Origin of the sequence: Haliea alexandrii, assembly GCF_003719295.1 — a bacterium.
GTDB classification, from domain to species: domain Bacteria; phylum Pseudomonadota; class Gammaproteobacteria; order Pseudomonadales; family Halieaceae; genus Haliea; species Haliea alexandrii.
Genome location: NZ_RFLW01000001.1, coordinates 616,337 through 631,355, shown reverse-complemented (window position 1 = coordinate 631,355; position 15,019 = coordinate 616,337). Strand labels below are relative to the sequence as shown.

13 protein-coding genes are annotated in these 15,019 nt (G+C 61.2%); 4 read left to right on the top strand and 9 right to left on the bottom strand.

Features of this window, described 5'->3' with window-relative positions:
* Window positions 1-4: 4 nt before the first annotated feature.
* The 3 genes from EGJ68_RS02960 to EGJ68_RS02950 form a co-directional block, all read right to left on the bottom strand.
* On the bottom strand, window positions 5-2,470 hold the full coding sequence (locus EGJ68_RS02960) for a TonB-dependent receptor (RefSeq protein WP_158283466.1): 2,466 nt from the start codon (window positions 2,468-2,470) through the stop codon (window positions 5-7).
* 146 nt (window positions 2,471-2,616) lie between these two features.
* Entirely contained in the window at window positions 2,617-3,327 is a 711-nt protein-coding gene (locus tag EGJ68_RS02955; RefSeq protein WP_123033047.1) for a carbonic anhydrase family protein, read from the bottom strand.
* 107 nt (window positions 3,328-3,434) lie between these two features.
* Window positions 3,435-4,784 (bottom strand): glutamine synthetase family protein, encoded by a 1,350-nt coding sequence (locus EGJ68_RS02950; protein WP_123033046.1) that lies wholly within the window; start codon window positions 4,782-4,784, stop codon window positions 3,435-3,437.
* Window positions 4,785-4,991: 207 nt separating this feature from the next.
* Here EGJ68_RS02950 and EGJ68_RS02945 point away from each other — a divergent pair, with 207 nt between their 5' ends.
* Window positions 4,992-6,353, top strand: coding sequence for an aminotransferase (locus tag EGJ68_RS02945; RefSeq protein WP_123033045.1), 1,362 nt, complete (start codon window positions 4,992-4,994; stop codon window positions 6,351-6,353).
* 64 nt (window positions 6,354-6,417) lie between these two features.
* On the opposite strand, the gene EGJ68_RS02940 is transcribed toward EGJ68_RS02945, so the two are convergent.
* From EGJ68_RS02940 to EGJ68_RS02920, 5 genes are all read right to left on the bottom strand, one after another.
* Window positions 6,418-7,170: an SDR family NAD(P)-dependent oxidoreductase gene (locus EGJ68_RS02940; RefSeq protein WP_123033044.1), complete on the bottom strand. Its 753-nt coding sequence runs from the start codon at window positions 7,168-7,170 to the stop codon at window positions 6,418-6,420.
* Window positions 7,171-7,174: 4 nt separating this feature from the next.
* On the bottom strand, window positions 7,175-8,434 hold the full coding sequence (locus tag EGJ68_RS02935; protein ID WP_233248654.1) for a sulfotransferase family protein: 1,260 nt from the start codon (window positions 8,432-8,434) through the stop codon (window positions 7,175-7,177).
* Between the two features lie 33 nt (window positions 8,435-8,467).
* The gene (locus EGJ68_RS02930; RefSeq protein ID WP_199227907.1) at window positions 8,468-9,766 is read right to left on the bottom strand and encodes an alkyl sulfatase dimerization domain-containing protein; all 1,299 of its coding nucleotides are present in this window, start codon (window positions 9,764-9,766) and stop codon (window positions 8,468-8,470) included.
* 37 nt (window positions 9,767-9,803) lie between these two features.
* On the bottom strand, window positions 9,804-10,829 hold the full coding sequence (locus tag EGJ68_RS02925; protein ID WP_123033042.1) for a zinc-dependent alcohol dehydrogenase: 1,026 nt from the start codon (window positions 10,827-10,829) through the stop codon (window positions 9,804-9,806).
* 141 nt (window positions 10,830-10,970) lie between these two features.
* Window positions 10,971-11,633 carry a TetR/AcrR family transcriptional regulator gene (locus EGJ68_RS02920; protein ID WP_123034011.1) on the bottom strand — a complete coding sequence of 221 codons (663 nt, stop codon included), beginning with the start codon at window positions 11,631-11,633 and terminating at the stop codon, window positions 10,971-10,973.
* A gap of 229 nt (window positions 11,634-11,862) precedes the next feature.
* Between EGJ68_RS02920 and EGJ68_RS02915 the strand changes: the two genes are divergently transcribed.
* From EGJ68_RS02915 to EGJ68_RS02905, 3 genes are all read left to right on the top strand, one after another.
* The gene (locus EGJ68_RS02915) at window positions 11,863-12,447 is read left to right on the top strand and encodes a nuclear transport factor 2 family protein (RefSeq protein ID WP_158283465.1); all 585 of its coding nucleotides are present in this window, start codon (window positions 11,863-11,865) and stop codon (window positions 12,445-12,447) included.
* 65 nt (window positions 12,448-12,512) lie between these two features.
* On the top strand, window positions 12,513-13,064 hold the full coding sequence (locus EGJ68_RS02910) for a DUF2878 domain-containing protein (RefSeq protein ID WP_123033040.1): 552 nt from the start codon (window positions 12,513-12,515) through the stop codon (window positions 13,062-13,064).
* A gap of 7 nt (window positions 13,065-13,071) precedes the next feature.
* Entirely contained in the window at window positions 13,072-13,605 is a 534-nt protein-coding gene (locus EGJ68_RS02905) for a chalcone isomerase family protein (RefSeq protein WP_123033039.1), read from the top strand.
* On the opposite strand, the gene waaA is transcribed toward EGJ68_RS02905, so the two are convergent.
* Entirely contained in the window at window positions 13,602-14,891 is a 1,290-nt protein-coding gene (gene waaA, locus EGJ68_RS02900; protein WP_123034010.1) for a lipid IV(A) 3-deoxy-D-manno-octulosonic acid transferase, read from the bottom strand. The two genes, EGJ68_RS02905 and waaA, sit on opposite strands and share 4 nt — an antisense overlap.
* Between the last annotated feature and the right edge of the window lie 128 nt (window positions 14,892-15,019).

Sequence of the window (15,019 nt, the reverse complement as noted above, 5' to 3'; positions counted from 1 at the left end):
CCTCCTAGTAGTTGACGCGCAGGCCCAGCAGATAGTGCATGCCGTAGCTCTCTGATTGGTTCAACGTGCCATTGCCGGCGTAGCGTACATCGGTTTCGTCCGTCAGGTTGTTGAAACTGGCGTACAACATGGTTTCGGCACCCAGCCATTGCACAGGCAGCGTGTAGTTGATTTGCGCATCCAGGCGCTCCATCTCTCCCCAGAACTCGGAGGGGTCTTCCAGTGGCGAGATCCACTCATCGCGCCAGCTGTAGTTCAGGCGCGCCGAGAAGCCATCGTTTTCATAGAACAGCGCCGCGTTCCAGATCATGTCAGAGGTGCCGGGGAGGCTGGCCGTGTCACCGTTCTGCCGGGTGAACTCGCTATCGGCGAGGGTCACGTTGGCACTCAGACCCAGGCCTTGCAGCAAGGCGTCGGCAAAGTACACGGCATTCAACTCAACGCCGCTGAACACGCCATCTCTGCCATTCAGAAATCCAACGTACTGCCAGGTTTCACCAGCAAATTCCGGTGCGTAAAGCCCGGCGTCTACACCGCTGGCATCCGCATAGATGACGTTGTCCACTTGGCGATAAAAAACTGCCGCGGAAACCAGGCCGCCATTTTCAACGTAGTATTCGAGCGAACTGTCGAACCCCCAGGACTCCTCAGCGTCGAGACGCGGATTACCGCCATTGATCTCGCGATCTATCGGGTCCACGGAAGCGGAGGCACGCCATTCATTGTAGGTAGGGCGATTCACCCCCGTGCTCGCCGACACGCGCAGTCTGAGATCCTGAGCCAGATCGACGTTCACATGGGCGTTCGGCAACCAGTTGGTGAAGTCCGATGACACCGTGCGCCCATCCGTGGTGTTGTCCACTTCAGTCTGCTCCACGCGCAGGCCGAGGATCACGCTGCCCCAGCTGAATTCACTGGTCAGCATGCCGTAGGCAGCGAGGATGTCCTCGTCGAGGTTTACCACGTTGTTGGCGGGCACAACACTCTCCGGGTAGACCCCGGTGGCACGCCACGCGGCGTTCAGTGCAGGGTTGTCGAAATAGGTACCGCCAATCGTGTTGGCGGTGTTTGCCTGCCACCGTTGTCCCGTGTTGAAGTCATTGGGGTTCAGCTGGTCAACGGGGAATGCACCCAGGCCCTGGGTCAGCGCACCGCCCCGGGCCTCACGCTGATCGAGTTGCAGGCCCAGTGCCAGCGTACTGTTGTCGCCCAACAGGCCCACACCGCGCGTGAGATCCAGCTTGTACTTGTCGACCGTCTGATCCAGCGGGTTGTAGACACCCAGGCCAAACGTGCTCAGGAAAACCGAGTCTGACGGATCACCGTTGAGGTACAGCAGGGGGTCAGTCTCGTCGCGCAGGTCATAGCTGCCGAGCCAGGGCACCGGGCCGTTGGCGGAAACCCCGGCAAAACCCGCCGCCTGGTAGAGTATCGGCAAGTCAACGAGGTACTCGGTTTCGGTGTAGTTGTAGGCTGTTTTGATGTCAAAGCCCGCCAGCCGGAAATCAGCACCGAGGGTATTGGTAAACGTGGAATTGTCATAGATACCGTCTTCCAGCAGGCGATTGACCGACAGCGGCGCGTTATCAGCCTGCAGTCCCGCCTGAGGCGCGAGGAAACTGAACACCAGCTGGTTCCGCTCCTCCTTGTCGACGAATTCGCTATAAACACTGGTCAGGTAAAGGCGGGATACCCGACCCTCACCACGGTATTCCAGTGTACCGCCGTAAGCCTCGTCACTGCGCTCGATCTTATAGCTGCGAAAGTCCAGTTCGTTAGTAAGCCGTTCGCCGGAGGGTGCAAGCTCGAATTCGTATTCGCGGTTATCGGTGATTTGTTCGCGGTTGTTGCGCGAAAAGAAACCCAGCAAACCCAACTGCTCGCCAGACCAGGAGACGCGGAGATTGGACTTCTCCACATCCCCGCCACCCAGGTCCTGTTCGCCGAAGCCAAAGTCAAAAGCCAGACCGAGGCCCTCTTTATCGAAGGGACTGTGGGTTTCGATATTGATGAAACCTGCGACGGCCTCACCCGGCATGTTCGCCGTAATCGCTTTGTTAACCGTGAGCTGACGGGTGATCACCGCAGGGAAGCTGTCAAAGCGCGGAATTCTGCCGTTTTCCGCCCCCGGCACGTCAATACCATCGAATGCAATGGCTGTGTAGCGGAAGGGCGCACCGCGTAAATTCACATAGCGTGCCTGACCCTGGTCGCGCTCAATGGCTATGCCCGGTACGCGGGCCAGCGAGTCGGCCAGGTTCTGGTCCGGGAAACGCCCGATGGAATCGGCAGAAATAGCGTCGAGAACATTCAGCGCGTCGCGCTTGGCGAGAATCGCGGCCGACTCGGACTGCTTGATCGGTGAAGCCGTTACCACGGTTTCTTCGAGGGCGGTGTCAGCGGCATGCGTGGTGCAGGAAAGTGCTCCCAGCACGGCGGCTGTCAGTCTGCTGCGACAAGGATCGAACATGTACATCACTCCAGTGAGGTTGCGTCAAAAAACGTAACCAGAGTGATATCTGTTTATGAATTGGCGATGGCAGGCGAGTGAAAGTTTAGTGACAACGCTGCAGCCGCAAGCATGCGCAGGCACACTCGCGGCTGTAGAGGAGAGGATCAGTCGAGGAAGTCCACCTCACCGGTGGATACATCATACATGGCACCGACCACTGTCAGCTTGCCCTGATCGACCAGGCCCTTGAGTACCGGGCTGTCCTGCAGGATCTTGGCAACCGTGAACGACACGTTCTTTTCTGCCACTTCATTCACCCATTCGCTATTGCTGGAATCGCGCGGGCCACTGGTGGTAGGCACCGCCTCCACCGCGGCGTGAATATGTGCCAGGTTGCTGGTGAGGTTACCCATTTCCACGCCGTCACAGGCCCCCTTTACCGCACCGCATGCGGTATGGCCCAGCACTACAATCGCCTTGGAACCTGCGACGGCAGCGGCGAACTCCATGCTGCCCAACAGTTCAGGCGTTACCACGTTGCCGGCGATGCGCGGGCTGAAAATATCACCGAGCCCCTGGTCAAACACCAGCTCCGGGGGAACGCGGGAATCGATGCAGCCCAGCACGATCGAGTGCGGATACTGGCCCGCCGCCGTTGCCTCAACCTGGTCGGACAGATCGCGCTGCAGCATGTCGCCATCCACGAAACGTTCATTCCCCGCTTTCAGCATCGACACTGCATCGGCCGGGCTCAGAGCCGCCTGAGTCATCGCCGTTTGCGTAACCGGCGCCTCTAGCGCGGTGGCAATGGGGGCAATTGCCCCAAGGGCGGCCGTCATCGCCAGTGCCTGGGTGAATGTTCTGAGTGTCTTCATGGTCAGCTCCTTACTGAGGATAGGTGCGCACAGACTACCGGCCGCATATTGGTCGATCTATTCGATTTTTAATCGTTTTTTATCAGTATTTACCTTACTTACACCTTTCACAAGGAGGTGTCGTATTCGAGAGGAGTCACCTGACGGTCGAACTCGTGCATTTCCTGTTCTTTCATTAGCGTGAACACACGCTGAAATTCGGCACCGAAATGTTCGCGAATGAAGCTGGAGTTGCGAAAGCGCTCCACCGCATCCGGCCAATGCCGCGGCAGCGTGCGTGCCACCTGATCGTAGGCATTACCGACCACGGGCGGCGGTGGCTCTAACTGATTCTCAATCCCGTGCAGCATGCCCGCCAGAATGGCCGCAACCACCAGGTGCGGGTGTGCATCCGCGCCGGCGAGCCGGTGCTCGATCCGCGTTGCCAGCGACTGGTCCGCCGGCACTCGCACCGAGACCGTGCGGTTCTCGTAGCCCCAACAGGGAGCTTCGGGGGCGTGCGTGCCACGATGGAAGCGGCGGTAGGAATTCAGGTGCGGCGCAAACAACAGCATGCAGTCCTCCATGCTGGCCAGACAACCCGCTATCGCCTGGCGCAATTGACGGGTACCGCTGCCCGTACCGTCATCGAACAGGTTCTTACCATCGTCATCCAGCACGCTGCAATGCACGTGCATACCGTTCCCTGCGAGGTCACCAAACGGCTTCGCCATGAACGTGGCGCGCAGTGAATGATTGCGAGCCACGCCGCGGATGAGCCGCCGCAACATGACCGCCTGGTCGCAGGCCCTAAGGGCGTCTGGACAGTGCAACAGGTTGATTTCGTACTGCGACGGAGCACCTTCCTTGATCAGGGTATCCACCGGCAGCTGCTGGATGGCGCAGGCATCACGTATGTCATGCATCAGTGGCGCCATATCCGCCATGGTATCCAGGCCGTAGGTTTGCCCGGCATGCAGTTGCCCACCCACGCGGTCTGACTGCGTGTGCTGAGGGCGTCCCAGTGCGTCGTTGTGAGGGCCCAGCAAATAGAATTCCATTTCCGTTGCCAGCACCGGGGTAAGGCCCCGCTCGGCAAAGCGCTGCAGGATGTTGCGCAGGAGAAAGCGCGGGTCGAGCGCACCAGGGCTGCCATCCGCCTCGCGCATGGACAGCATCACCTGGCCGGTGGCGCGGGGCATCCATGGCACACGTGCCAGCGTGCTCACGTCCGCTTCACAATAGCCGTCACCGTCACCACCGGTGGCTATCCAGGCCTCGATATCGCGCCCCCAGGCGTCAAAGGCCACCGAGCTCGCCGGCAGCTTTAACTCACCGGCTACCACTTTGTGGATCTTGTCGCGGTTTACCCATTTGCCACGCAGGCCACCGCCGATATCCGGCAGCATGACTTCGAACACCTCGATATCCGGGTTGCCCTGCAGAAAGTCCTGCAAGTGCTGCTGCGCATTCTCCATTGTGTCTGGCTTCCTGTGTGCTTCTCGCCGGGCAATCCGCCTACAGCGCCCTGCGGGGCGCGGGCGCGGATCGCCCCGGACAAAAACACCTGATGGCGGTAGTGGATTCGCTGTGGCCCTGTGCCACACTGAGCCTACTGTACATTAAACTACGCTCTGCACCTGCGCGGCTATATCGGGCCCACGCAGAAACACAGGACCGCTGGCATGCACAACGACGCTATCAATCTCAAAGAACTCGACCGCTCACACCACTTCCATCCGTTTACTGATCTGCGTGACTACGCGGCCAGCGGCGGCCGGATTGTGAACCGCGCAGAGCACATTTATATCTACGATACCGACGGCAACAAGCTGCTCGACGGCATGTCCGGCCTCTGGTGCTGCAACCTTGGCTACAGCCAGCACCAGATCGTCGAGGCCATTTACAGGCAGTTACAGGAGCTGCCCTTCTACAACAACTTTTTCCGCTGTTCCAATCAGCCCGCGGTCGAGCTGGCCAAGGCGCTGGTCGAGATCACGCCCGAGCGCTTCAACCACGTCTTCTTCACCAATTCGGGCTCGGAAGCCAACGATACCAATATTCGCCTGGTGCACCGCTACTACGACCTGCTGGGCAAACCCGACAAAAAGCATTTTATCAGTCGCAGAAACGCCTACCACGGCTCCACTATTGCCGCCGGCTCCCTGGGCGGCATGAGCCCCATGCACCAGCAGGTGTGGGGCCTGAATTACGTGCACCACATCAACCAGCCCCACTGGTTCGCCGAGGGGGGTGACCTGTCGCCGGACGCATTCGGCATCCAGGTGGCCCGAGAGCTGGAAGCCAAGATTGACGAGCTCGGCGAGGACAACGTCGCCGCCTTCATCGCCGAACCGATACAGGGTGCCGGCGGTGTGATCGTCCCCCCGGACACCTACTGGCCCGAGATCCAGCGGATCTGCGACGACCGCGACATTCTGCTCATTGCCGACGAAGTCATCTGCGGCTTTGGTCGCACCGGGCAGTGGTTTGGCAGTGATACCTATGGCATTCGCCCGCAGTTGATGACCTTCGCCAAGGCCATCACCAATGGCTACATTCCCCTTGGCGGCGTGATGATCAGCGACCAGGTCGCGGATGTACTGCTGGCCCATGGCGGCGAATTCACCCACGGACTCACTTACTCCGGGCACCCGGCCTCCTGTGCCGCAGGCCTCGCCACCCTGCGTACGTTGCGCGAGACCAACATCATCCACACTGCCGCAGAACAGATCGCTCCCCACTTCCAGAGCCAGCTGCAAGCCCTGCAAGACCACCCCATTGTCGGCGAGGTACGCGGAAAGGGCATGTTTGCTGCTGTGGAGCTGGTGCGCGACAAAAACACCCGGGCTCGCCTGGCTCCCGACAGCCAGGCCGCGGTGCACTGTCGCGACCGCGCCAACAGCAACGGGCTGATGGTGCGCCAGACCGGTGACGCCATGATCATGGCGCCGCCTCTGGTCAGCAGCAGGGAAGAGATCGACACATTGGTGGCGAAGCTGCTGCAGGCACTGGACGAAACCGCGGCGCATTACGGCGTGGCGTAGCAGACTGAACCCGTCACCCAGCGGCTACCGCGGCCAGCCGAAGCTCAGCGAGCCACAAGGGCGATTACACCCCGAGAGTGTAACCGCCGTCGACAATCAGGGTCTGCCCGGTGACGAAGCTTGCCTGCTCGCTGCACAGATACAACGCAGCCCCGGCGATGTCCGCCGGCTGGCCCCAGCGCTGCAAGGGCGTGCGGTCAATGATCGGCTGGTTCATCTCGGGAATATCCTTCATGAAGCCGGTCATGCGCGTGTCGGTAAGCCCGGCCGCGATGGCGTTGGCGCGAATGCCATGGCGCGCCCAGGTCAGGCCCATGGACTTCGCCATTTGGGCGATACCGGCCTTCGCCGCCCCGTAGCCCGGGGTCATTTCATTGGCAAAGAACGAGGTCAGCGAGGCAATGCCGATAACACTGGCACCGCCACTCAGGGTGCTGTTGCTCAGGTGATCGAGACAGGCCCGCGCCATGTGAAAGGCAGACAGCAGGTTGACGCGCACCGACTCCTCGAAGCCTTCATGCGTCCATTCATCGCCTGCGGGCATACTGGCGCCGGCGTTATTGACCAGAATATCCAGCCCGTCGAGGCTTGCCGCCAGTGCCAGTATCGCGTCGGTGTCCTGGAGCCGCAATTGCCGGTACTCGAAGGCAGCCAGGTCCGTGTCCTTGTAGTCCTGTGGGCCTGACCGGGTTCCGGTAATCATTACCGTGGCACCGGCTTCTGCAAACGCGCTGGCGATACCGTAGCCGATACCGCTGGTGCCGCCGGTCACGAGCACGCGGGCGCCCGCGTAGTTGTAAGTCACTGAATTTTGCATCGGCTCAGTCTTCCTTGCGCAAAAAGGGAAAGGCATCAAAGTAAAAATCAAACCGCTCTCGCAGCTCATCGGGGCTGATACCGAACTGGCCCTTGAGGTCGTACCGCACGCGGCCGTAGTCGGACTGGTGCTCCGTGGCGAAGGCAGCGAGGGCGGTGCGCGCGGTATCGGTCATTGCCAGCCCGGCTTTGTGATAGATGCGCTCGACCATGCCCACGTCATCGCGGATGAGCTGGCGAAACGGCACGTCGATGGACTGCGCCGGGGGATAGGCAGCGCGGTCGCGCATACAGGCGCGCAGCAGATGCTCCACCCGGTCGCTCCAGTAATCCAGCAACGCCGTGGTCATGACCGTTTTGCGGCTCATGCGCTGTCCGTAGGCCAGCATGGTGACCGAGGATTGAATCACGTCCACCGGATCACGGTGGGTCACCGCCACGGTGGCATCCGGGAAGATCTTGCGCAGTACCGGCAGTTGCTCCAGATGCTGCGGGCATTTCAGCACCCAGCGTGTCGGCCGTGCGGTATCGCGTTGCTGCCAGGTGAGCAGCTTCAGCACATCGCGCATGTACGCGTAGTGCGGCGTCTGATCTTCCCGATAGTAGTGGTCGCGCCAGCGCGGGGAAAAACTCAGCCACTCATAATTGTAAGACGCGAAATTTGGCCCCATCAGCTCCAGTTCTTCGTGGATATGATCGGGGTTCATCGGGTGCATGGCGGCCAGGTGAGGCGTCATCAGCTGCATGTTCTGCCAGGCCTCTTCACAGCGCTGGTAACGCGGGTCGACAGCGGCGCCGTTGTCGGCTTCACTGGGCAGCGGCACCGGCTCATAGGACTCCCACAGCGGCAGGGCCCGCAGGCGCGGATCGGCCGCCATCAAGTTGAGCAGGTGTGTCGTCCCTGAGCGCGGCAGGCCGGCGACGATAATCGGCTCTTTGATCTGGATGTCGTGGATTTCCGGATGCCGCTTGAACATATCGTGAATTAACAGGCGGCTCGTTGCATGCTGCAGCAGTTTGCCGCGCAGGCTCATACGGCCAATAGGGGTCAGGCCGTCATCGGCACGCCATTCGTCGCAGAGCAGTTCCAGGCGTTCGAGGAAGTCCATCGCGCCCCAATCCTGCAAGCCGGTCGTGGCCTCGGCTTCCGCCATGATGGCGGCCGGGTCGAGGTCCACCTGCAGGGAGCACGTGTATTCGTGCGCTGCACGCTGCGCGTCGGTAAGTACCGGGTGCGCGAGGTCGTCAATATAGATATCAGCCAATTGCATCGACTCCTTGTGCGAATGATGTGCGGTCTACTTGAATTGCAGCGCGGGTGTGTCGGTGCCCTTGAGGCTCTTGATCCGGTTTTCCAGCCAGCCCTCGAGCCAGAAGTTCCCGGTGTGGGCAAACTGCCTGGCATCTGCCAACAAGCCCTCATGCACCGCTACCGCCAGTGTGCGCGCATCGTCATTGGCTGCGTCATGGTTGAGCAGGATATCGAGAAGGTGCAGTGCGGCCTCGGGTTCACCCTGTGCATGCTTGTCGCGGGCGCGCTGCAACAGGGCGTCCGCTCCGGCCAGCTCCACCAGATCATTGTGGATACGTTGCTGCGGCACGGCGTACAGCTCGGTGGTGGATTCATGCTTGAACCAGCCCGCATAGTTTTCCCAGATGGCGCGCACACTCCAGCACACTGTGCCATAGCCCTGCCCTACCTCGTAGGCAGCGGGCAGTTCGATTTCCGCTTGCAGCGTGTGCAGGTCCTTGCCCGCGTTCATGCCTGCAACAACCTGGTCGTGCACGTAGAGCAACGCGTTTCGGTAGGCCTCGATCTCCTCGCGAATGACCTTCGCGCCCACAACGGGTTCGTGGTGGCCGTAGAGCAGCAAACTGGCATTGAGGTCGAGAACAGTCTGTGCGGCCGCAGCGCAGGTCAGTGCATCCCGGTAGCGATCGCCGCGGATAGTCACCAGGTTGGGAAAATGACCGAATGGGCAGCCGAACAGGTTGCCGGTCAACACGATACCGTGCTGGGGGAGCCATACCACAAGGGAATCGTTGGTCTCCGCACCTTTCGCCGCTATCAACTCGACCTCCAGGCCGCCGAGGGAGAAGGCGTGGCGGCTCTCGAAAACCAGATCCGGCGTGGGGCGATCCTGGGCGTTGATATCGGTGTAGCCGGCCTGCGCATAGCGTTGGAACACGCCCATGAAGTCGTCCTGGAAGCGGAACGCAGAGCGCGCATTGCGGAAGGCACCCAGGCGCTGGTCGTACTGCTGGTGCTCCTCGTTGCCCGCGTGCGCAATGTATTTCAATCCGGGATGGCGGTCGCGAAAGAACTGCACGCCCCCCACATGGTCCACGTGGCCCTGGGTTGTTATCAGGTATTTCACATCGGTGAAGTTCGATAGCGACTGCAGGTTGTGCAGGTGTACGGGCGCTTCGAAGCCCATGCCGCTGTTGATCAGAATGGCACCGTCGGGGGTTTCAATCAGGTAAACGTTCGACGCCCCTTCGGACATGACGATAAAGTCGTTGACCCGCCGGTGGTTCTGGTCGAACTCTGCCGCGGCAGGCGCTACGCGGCGTGTTTTGTAGATGGGTGTACGCATGCTGGTAACCTCGTCGGGCAGCTAACCCTGCTTGTCATTATGCCTGGCAGTCCACAATGACCTTGACCGCTTCACCCGGTTTCTGCGCCTGGGAAAAGGCGCTGACAAACTGCGACAGGGGAAAGTGATGGCTGATCATCGGGCGCACATCCACGGCGCCCGACTGGAGCATGTCCAGCACATCGGGGAATTCCACGGGATATTGCGTGGCCGCCGTGATCACCAGCTCCTTCATCAACAGATTGATCATGTTGAGTTCAACAGGCTGGAAATGCACACCCACCACGACGATACGGGCGCCTTTGCGCGCGCTCTCGCAAAGTTCCGTGAAGACCGCGCCAACCCCCGTTGCTTCGATAAACACATCGGTGGCCGGTTGTTCGCCGAGCAGGGGGTCGTTGGTCACCGTGCCATGCGTCCGGCGCAGAAACGCAGTCAGAGACTCGCTGCCCGCACTGAAAGTCTGCAGCCCCAACTCGCGCGCCACCGCCAGGCGGCGCTCGGAGAGGTCGGCAATCACCACACTCTCGGCCCCGAAATATTTAGCCGCTACACCGGCCGCCAGCCCCACCGGGCCAGCGCCGAAGATCACGACCTTGTCGCCACGCGTCACCTTGCCCTGATTGGCGCCATGCATGCCAACTGACAATGGCTCCACCAGCGCCCCGAGGTCGTAGTCGAGACCTGCGGGCAGGGGCAGAATGCCCTGTGGATCGGCGGCGGCATTTTCGAACACGATATAGGGCGAGAAGGCGCCCCGCAAACCGGAGCTGCCGATACGGTTTGCCGCGGCCTCAGGGTTGACCACCACCCGGTCACCCACCGCCAGGTGCGCCACATTCGCCCCGGTCTCAACGATCTCCCCGGCAAATTCGTGACCCAGCGCAAACGGGCTGACCGTGCCCGGAATGCCACCCAACTTTGCATAAGTGATGTCGGAGCCGCAGATACCGCAGCGCTCCACGCGGATCAGGACATCGTCCGGCCCCGCTCGCGGCATCTCGACGGTATCGAGCCTGACGTCATTGGGGGCATGTATGCGTGCCAGTGGAATGGTTGTCATGGCGGCTCACCCGATTGGTCACAGTGGGAAAACAATATCGCCCAACCGCCCCGCCATGCAAATATTAATGCAGACGCATTAATATGGCGCAACGGTATCGTGGATTATTGAACCGCCGACCGGGCACTGCATCACCCCCACCTAATGCCAGGCGGGGGCTGCGTAGTAAGCCTGCAGGGCACAGACAACCTGTTCGACCATCCGGCGCCGATCAGACAACTCATCCGGCTTATCAGCGATATCCTTCAGGCGATAGATATCCGCCAGCGAGTGAAACACCATGCCCACGGATAGAAAAGTGCGGCGGTTCGCTTCCGTTTTTCCCAGATGGGAAAGCGCCTCCGCGGCAATACGACGGTGCCTCGGGTCCATGGTCAAGGTGACTGGTGCTTTCTTGAGACCATAGATCAATGCCGTGTTCTGCACGGTCATTTGTGACAGTATCTTGACATAGTGAATGCCGGCCGTTTCGGCATCCATGTAATCGGCGATGGGCTGCACAAACACGCGGGCAGCGAGTGCCGGGCCGGAACAGGTCGTGATATCGACGCTGTCCATGAAGGCGGCGCGCAGCGCGTACACCTGCTGCGAGTGACGATCAATGATCGCCTGCAGCAAGCCCTCGCGGTTGCCGAAATGGTACTGCATGGCACTGCGATTCTTGTGCCCGGAGGCGGCCAGAATCTCGTTCAGTGACACGCTATCAATCCCACGGCTGGCATAGAGCAATTCCGCCGTGGCAATCAGTGTGTCGCGGGTCTGCGAGGATCGCTTGTGCTGTTTGTTGCCGGCGCTTGCTGTCATCGGGCTGTTGTCATACCGCTGCTTCGGATCGGCCGTGGCCACCAGTATAACGAGGCCGCCGGCGACAAGTCTCGCCTTCCGGGGATATACGCCGCTGCCTGAACCCGTTTGGATGCGAAGTTCACGACAACCCCGCGCAGGGCTTAACTATTCAGCCTCCGCCGTGGTGACCCCCGTCGGTGCGCCGCTTAGACTGCGGCGTGACGACAATAAACCCGGGGAGGGAACCATGAGCACAGAACGCCAGAAACTGAACAAGACCACCATGGGCATCAAGGAAGGGTTGCCGCTGGAAGCCACCGGCACCGACCTCGAGGGGCTGCGCCGCAATATTCAACAGTTGATGGACCTCGAAGCCATCAAACAGCTCAAGCACACCTATTTTCGCTGCATCGACACTGCCAACCTGGAAGAACTGGCCCCACTGTTCCATCGGGATGTTGAGGTACACTTCAAGGGTGGCACCTACGAATGGAAGGTCGACGGTCGTGATGACTATCTGGCCAACATCGGCGGCGCCTTCAATGCCGGCACCATTGGCCATCACAACGGCCACCAACCGGAGATCCAGATTCTCAGCGCCACCGAAGCCACCGGCATCTGGTACCTGGCAGACCACATGTGGCAGCTGGACTACAAGTCGCTCACCACCGGCACGGCGCTCTATTGGGACCGCTACGTGAAAGAAGATGGTCGCTGGCTCATCCGTGAGACCCGCTACGAGCGCCTCTACGAGATCAATGAGCCGCTGGACGCCGTGCCTAGCCTGAGTTCGCACTATCTGGGCGTGCACGGCACCAAACCAGGCCACTGACCGACAGGCTGATCCGGCGGCCGGGGGGCGGCGTAACAACACACCGATCACGTGGGATCACCCGCATGAGCAACCCCCTCGCCGACAATCCACCCGTTCCACTGCCTTTTGCCCGCCAATTGACGGAAAAGGCGTGGTTCAACGCCCTCTGGTTCCAGACCACCTGGTTCTGCGCTGTGCTGGGTCAGGACGCGCTGCTGGCCGTCACCCTCGGGATGATCGGCCTGCATTTTGCGCTCGTGCCACAGCGTCTGCGCGAGCTCCGGCAACTGGGCCTCTTGGGCGGCATTGGCATGAGCGTCGATGCCGGCCTCAGTGCCGTAGGTGTCTTCCAGTTCCCCGGTGGGGTCTTCCTTCCTTTATGGCTTTGCTGCCTGTGGCTGGCGTTTGCCACCACCCTGGGGCGCAGCCTGGTGTTCTTCGCCACGCGCCCCTGGCTCACAGCCGCCGCCGGCGCGCTGGTGCTCCCATTCAACTACTACGCCGGTAGCCGCCTGGGTGCGGTGGAATTTGGCTGGCCGCTCTGGCAGAGCCTGTTGCTCATGGCTGCCATCTGGTCGCTCGCACTGCCCACGCTATACTACCTGCAGCAACGTCTCTTTCAGGCCAAGGAGTGACTGCAACATGAAACGCCTGTGTACGAGCCTCTTACTCAGTCTTGCCTGCACACTTACCGTGTCGACGGCCGCCAGCAATACGCCTGTGGCAACCGCAACGTCGCCGGTGGAAAACCTGCAACTGGTCGGCGAGGCGCGTCTCAACGTGATGTTCTGGTCGGTGTACAATTCACGGCTGTATACCGAAAACGGGCGCTACGAGAACGCCCAGCGTCCGTTGCGGCTGGAAATCCAGTACCTGCGGGATTTCGCCGCACAGGCGCTGGTCGAGCAGACTGGTGAGGAATGGGACCACTTGCAGCTGTCCCATGAACGCCGCGACCAGTGGCTGAAGCAGCTCACCACCCTGTGGCCGGACGTGGGCAAAAACGACGTGATTGCCCTGGAAATCGACACCGCCAACCGCAGCACCTTCTACTTCAACGGCGAGAAACTGGGCGTTATCGACGATGCTGATTTTGGTGAGCAGTTCGTCGCCATCTGGCTCTCACCGGACACCAGCCGTCCCGCCCTCCGCGAAGCGTTGATCGGCAGCCTCTAGCCTCCGCCGGTGTTGGGATTGTCACTGAGCACGGGCAGATGTTGCGCCAGACCTTCCAGCACCGCTTGCAAAGGCCCACGGTTCGCCTCGATCAAGGCCGATGCAGATGTCCCCGTGAGCCGCCGCTGCTCCGCGTTGGCAAACAGCGCGAGCACCGCGTTGGCGAGGCTTTCAGCCCCCTGTACCGCCACCAGTCCACCGGCTTCGTCCAATGCCGCGTAAATTGCCTCGAAGTTGAAAACGTGCGGGCCCGCCAGCACCGGCAGCCCCCAGGCCGCCGGCTCCAACGGATTGTGTCCACCGCGCTGAATCAGCGAGCCCGCGACGAAGGCGATGTCCGCGGCGCCGTAGAGTAGTAGCAGCTCCCCCATGGTGTCGCCGAGGTACACCTGAGCGGCGGCTAACGAGGCGGCAGACCGGCGCGTAAGGGTAAAACCCTGCGACTGCACACGCTGCGCCACGGCATCGAAACGCTCCGGATGACGCGGCACCAGCATCAACAGCGCATCCGGCTGGTGTTGCAGCACCTGCCGATGGGCGACAAGAATCTGTTCGTCTTCTCCATCGTGAGTGCTCGCGGCAATCCACACCGGCCGCGACTCTCCCAGCTGCGCGCGCAATCGCAGTGCCGCTGCTCGCAAATGCTGGTCGACAACAACATCAAACTTGATACTGCCGGTGACCGACACACGCTCGGGCGAGGCGCCAATGGCGCGGAAACGGCGCGCGTCATCAGCGCCCTGTGCGGCAATCCAGGCCAGCTGCGCCACCATCGGGTGCACCAGCCCGGCGATACGCCGGTAGCCCCGCGCCGAGCGCTCCGACAGCCTCGCATTCACCAGCACCACGGGAATACCACGCTCTTCAGTGAGCCCGACCATGTTCGGCCACAGCTCCGTTTCCATGATCACCAATGCCGCGGGACGCACCCGGTCGAGGAAGCGCGACACGGCACCGGGTGTATCGTAGGGGGAGTAGGCGTATAACACGCGGTCGCCAAACAGGGCGCGCGCGCGCGCGGAACCGGTGGCGGTCATCGCTGTCATCAAAATCCGGCAGCCGGGGTGACGCTGCAGCAACGCGTTCACCAACGGCGCCGCGGCGATGGTCTCACCCACCGACACGGCGTGCACCCAGACCACAGGTGCCGGAGCTGGCGACACCCAACCGAGGCGCTCGCGCCAGTTGTCATGAGGGCCGGCACTGCCGCGACTGCTCCACCACAGCTGCAGTAGCACAAAAGGCAGTGCGAGGCGGAACACGAAAGAGTACAACGCACGCAGCATGGCGATTCCGATAACAAACTCTGCGCACATTCTACCCAAAGCCCGGGCCACCTGCTGTGGAACTATTCCCGCCTGCCCCCGCGGGGCTGCTAAACTTGGGCCCCGATTCAGCAGCGAGAGTATGCCGC

What these genes read in the sequence shown, in the direction of transcription:
- EGJ68_RS02960 (WP_158283466.1), bottom strand. Translation starts at nt 2,470, where the DNA reads ATGTTCGATCCTTGTCGCAGCAGACTGACAGCCGCCGTGCTGGGAGCA.
- EGJ68_RS02905 (WP_123033039.1), top strand. Translation starts at nt 13,072, where the DNA reads ATGAAACGCCTGTGTACGAGCCTCTTACTCAGTCTTGCCTGCACACTT.
- EGJ68_RS02920 (WP_123034011.1), bottom strand. Translation starts at nt 11,633, where the DNA reads ATGACAGCAAGCGCCGGCAACAAACAGCACAAGCGATCCTCGCAGACC.
- EGJ68_RS02910 (WP_123033040.1), top strand. Translation starts at nt 12,513, where the DNA reads ATGAGCAACCCCCTCGCCGACAATCCACCCGTTCCACTGCCTTTTGCC.
- EGJ68_RS02950 (WP_123033046.1), bottom strand. Translation starts at nt 4,784, where the DNA reads ATGGAGAATGCGCAGCAGCACTTGCAGGACTTTCTGCAGGGCAACCCG.
- EGJ68_RS02955 (WP_123033047.1), bottom strand. Translation starts at nt 3,327, where the DNA reads ATGAAGACACTCAGAACATTCACCCAGGCACTGGCGATGACGGCCGCC.
- waaA (WP_123034010.1), bottom strand. Translation starts at nt 14,891, where the DNA reads ATGCTGCGTGCGTTGTACTCTTTCGTGTTCCGCCTCGCACTGCCTTTT.
- EGJ68_RS02915 (WP_158283465.1), top strand. Translation starts at nt 11,863, where the DNA reads ATGAGCACAGAACGCCAGAAACTGAACAAGACCACCATGGGCATCAAG.
- EGJ68_RS02945 (WP_123033045.1), top strand. Translation starts at nt 4,992, where the DNA reads ATGCACAACGACGCTATCAATCTCAAAGAACTCGACCGCTCACACCAC.
- EGJ68_RS02940 (WP_123033044.1), bottom strand. Translation starts at nt 7,170, where the DNA reads ATGCAAAATTCAGTGACTTACAACTACGCGGGCGCCCGCGTGCTCGTG.
- EGJ68_RS02930 (WP_199227907.1), bottom strand. Translation starts at nt 9,766, where the DNA reads ATGCGTACACCCATCTACAAAACACGCCGCGTAGCGCCTGCCGCGGCA.
- EGJ68_RS02925 (WP_123033042.1), bottom strand. Translation starts at nt 10,829, where the DNA reads ATGACAACCATTCCACTGGCACGCATACATGCCCCCAATGACGTCAGG.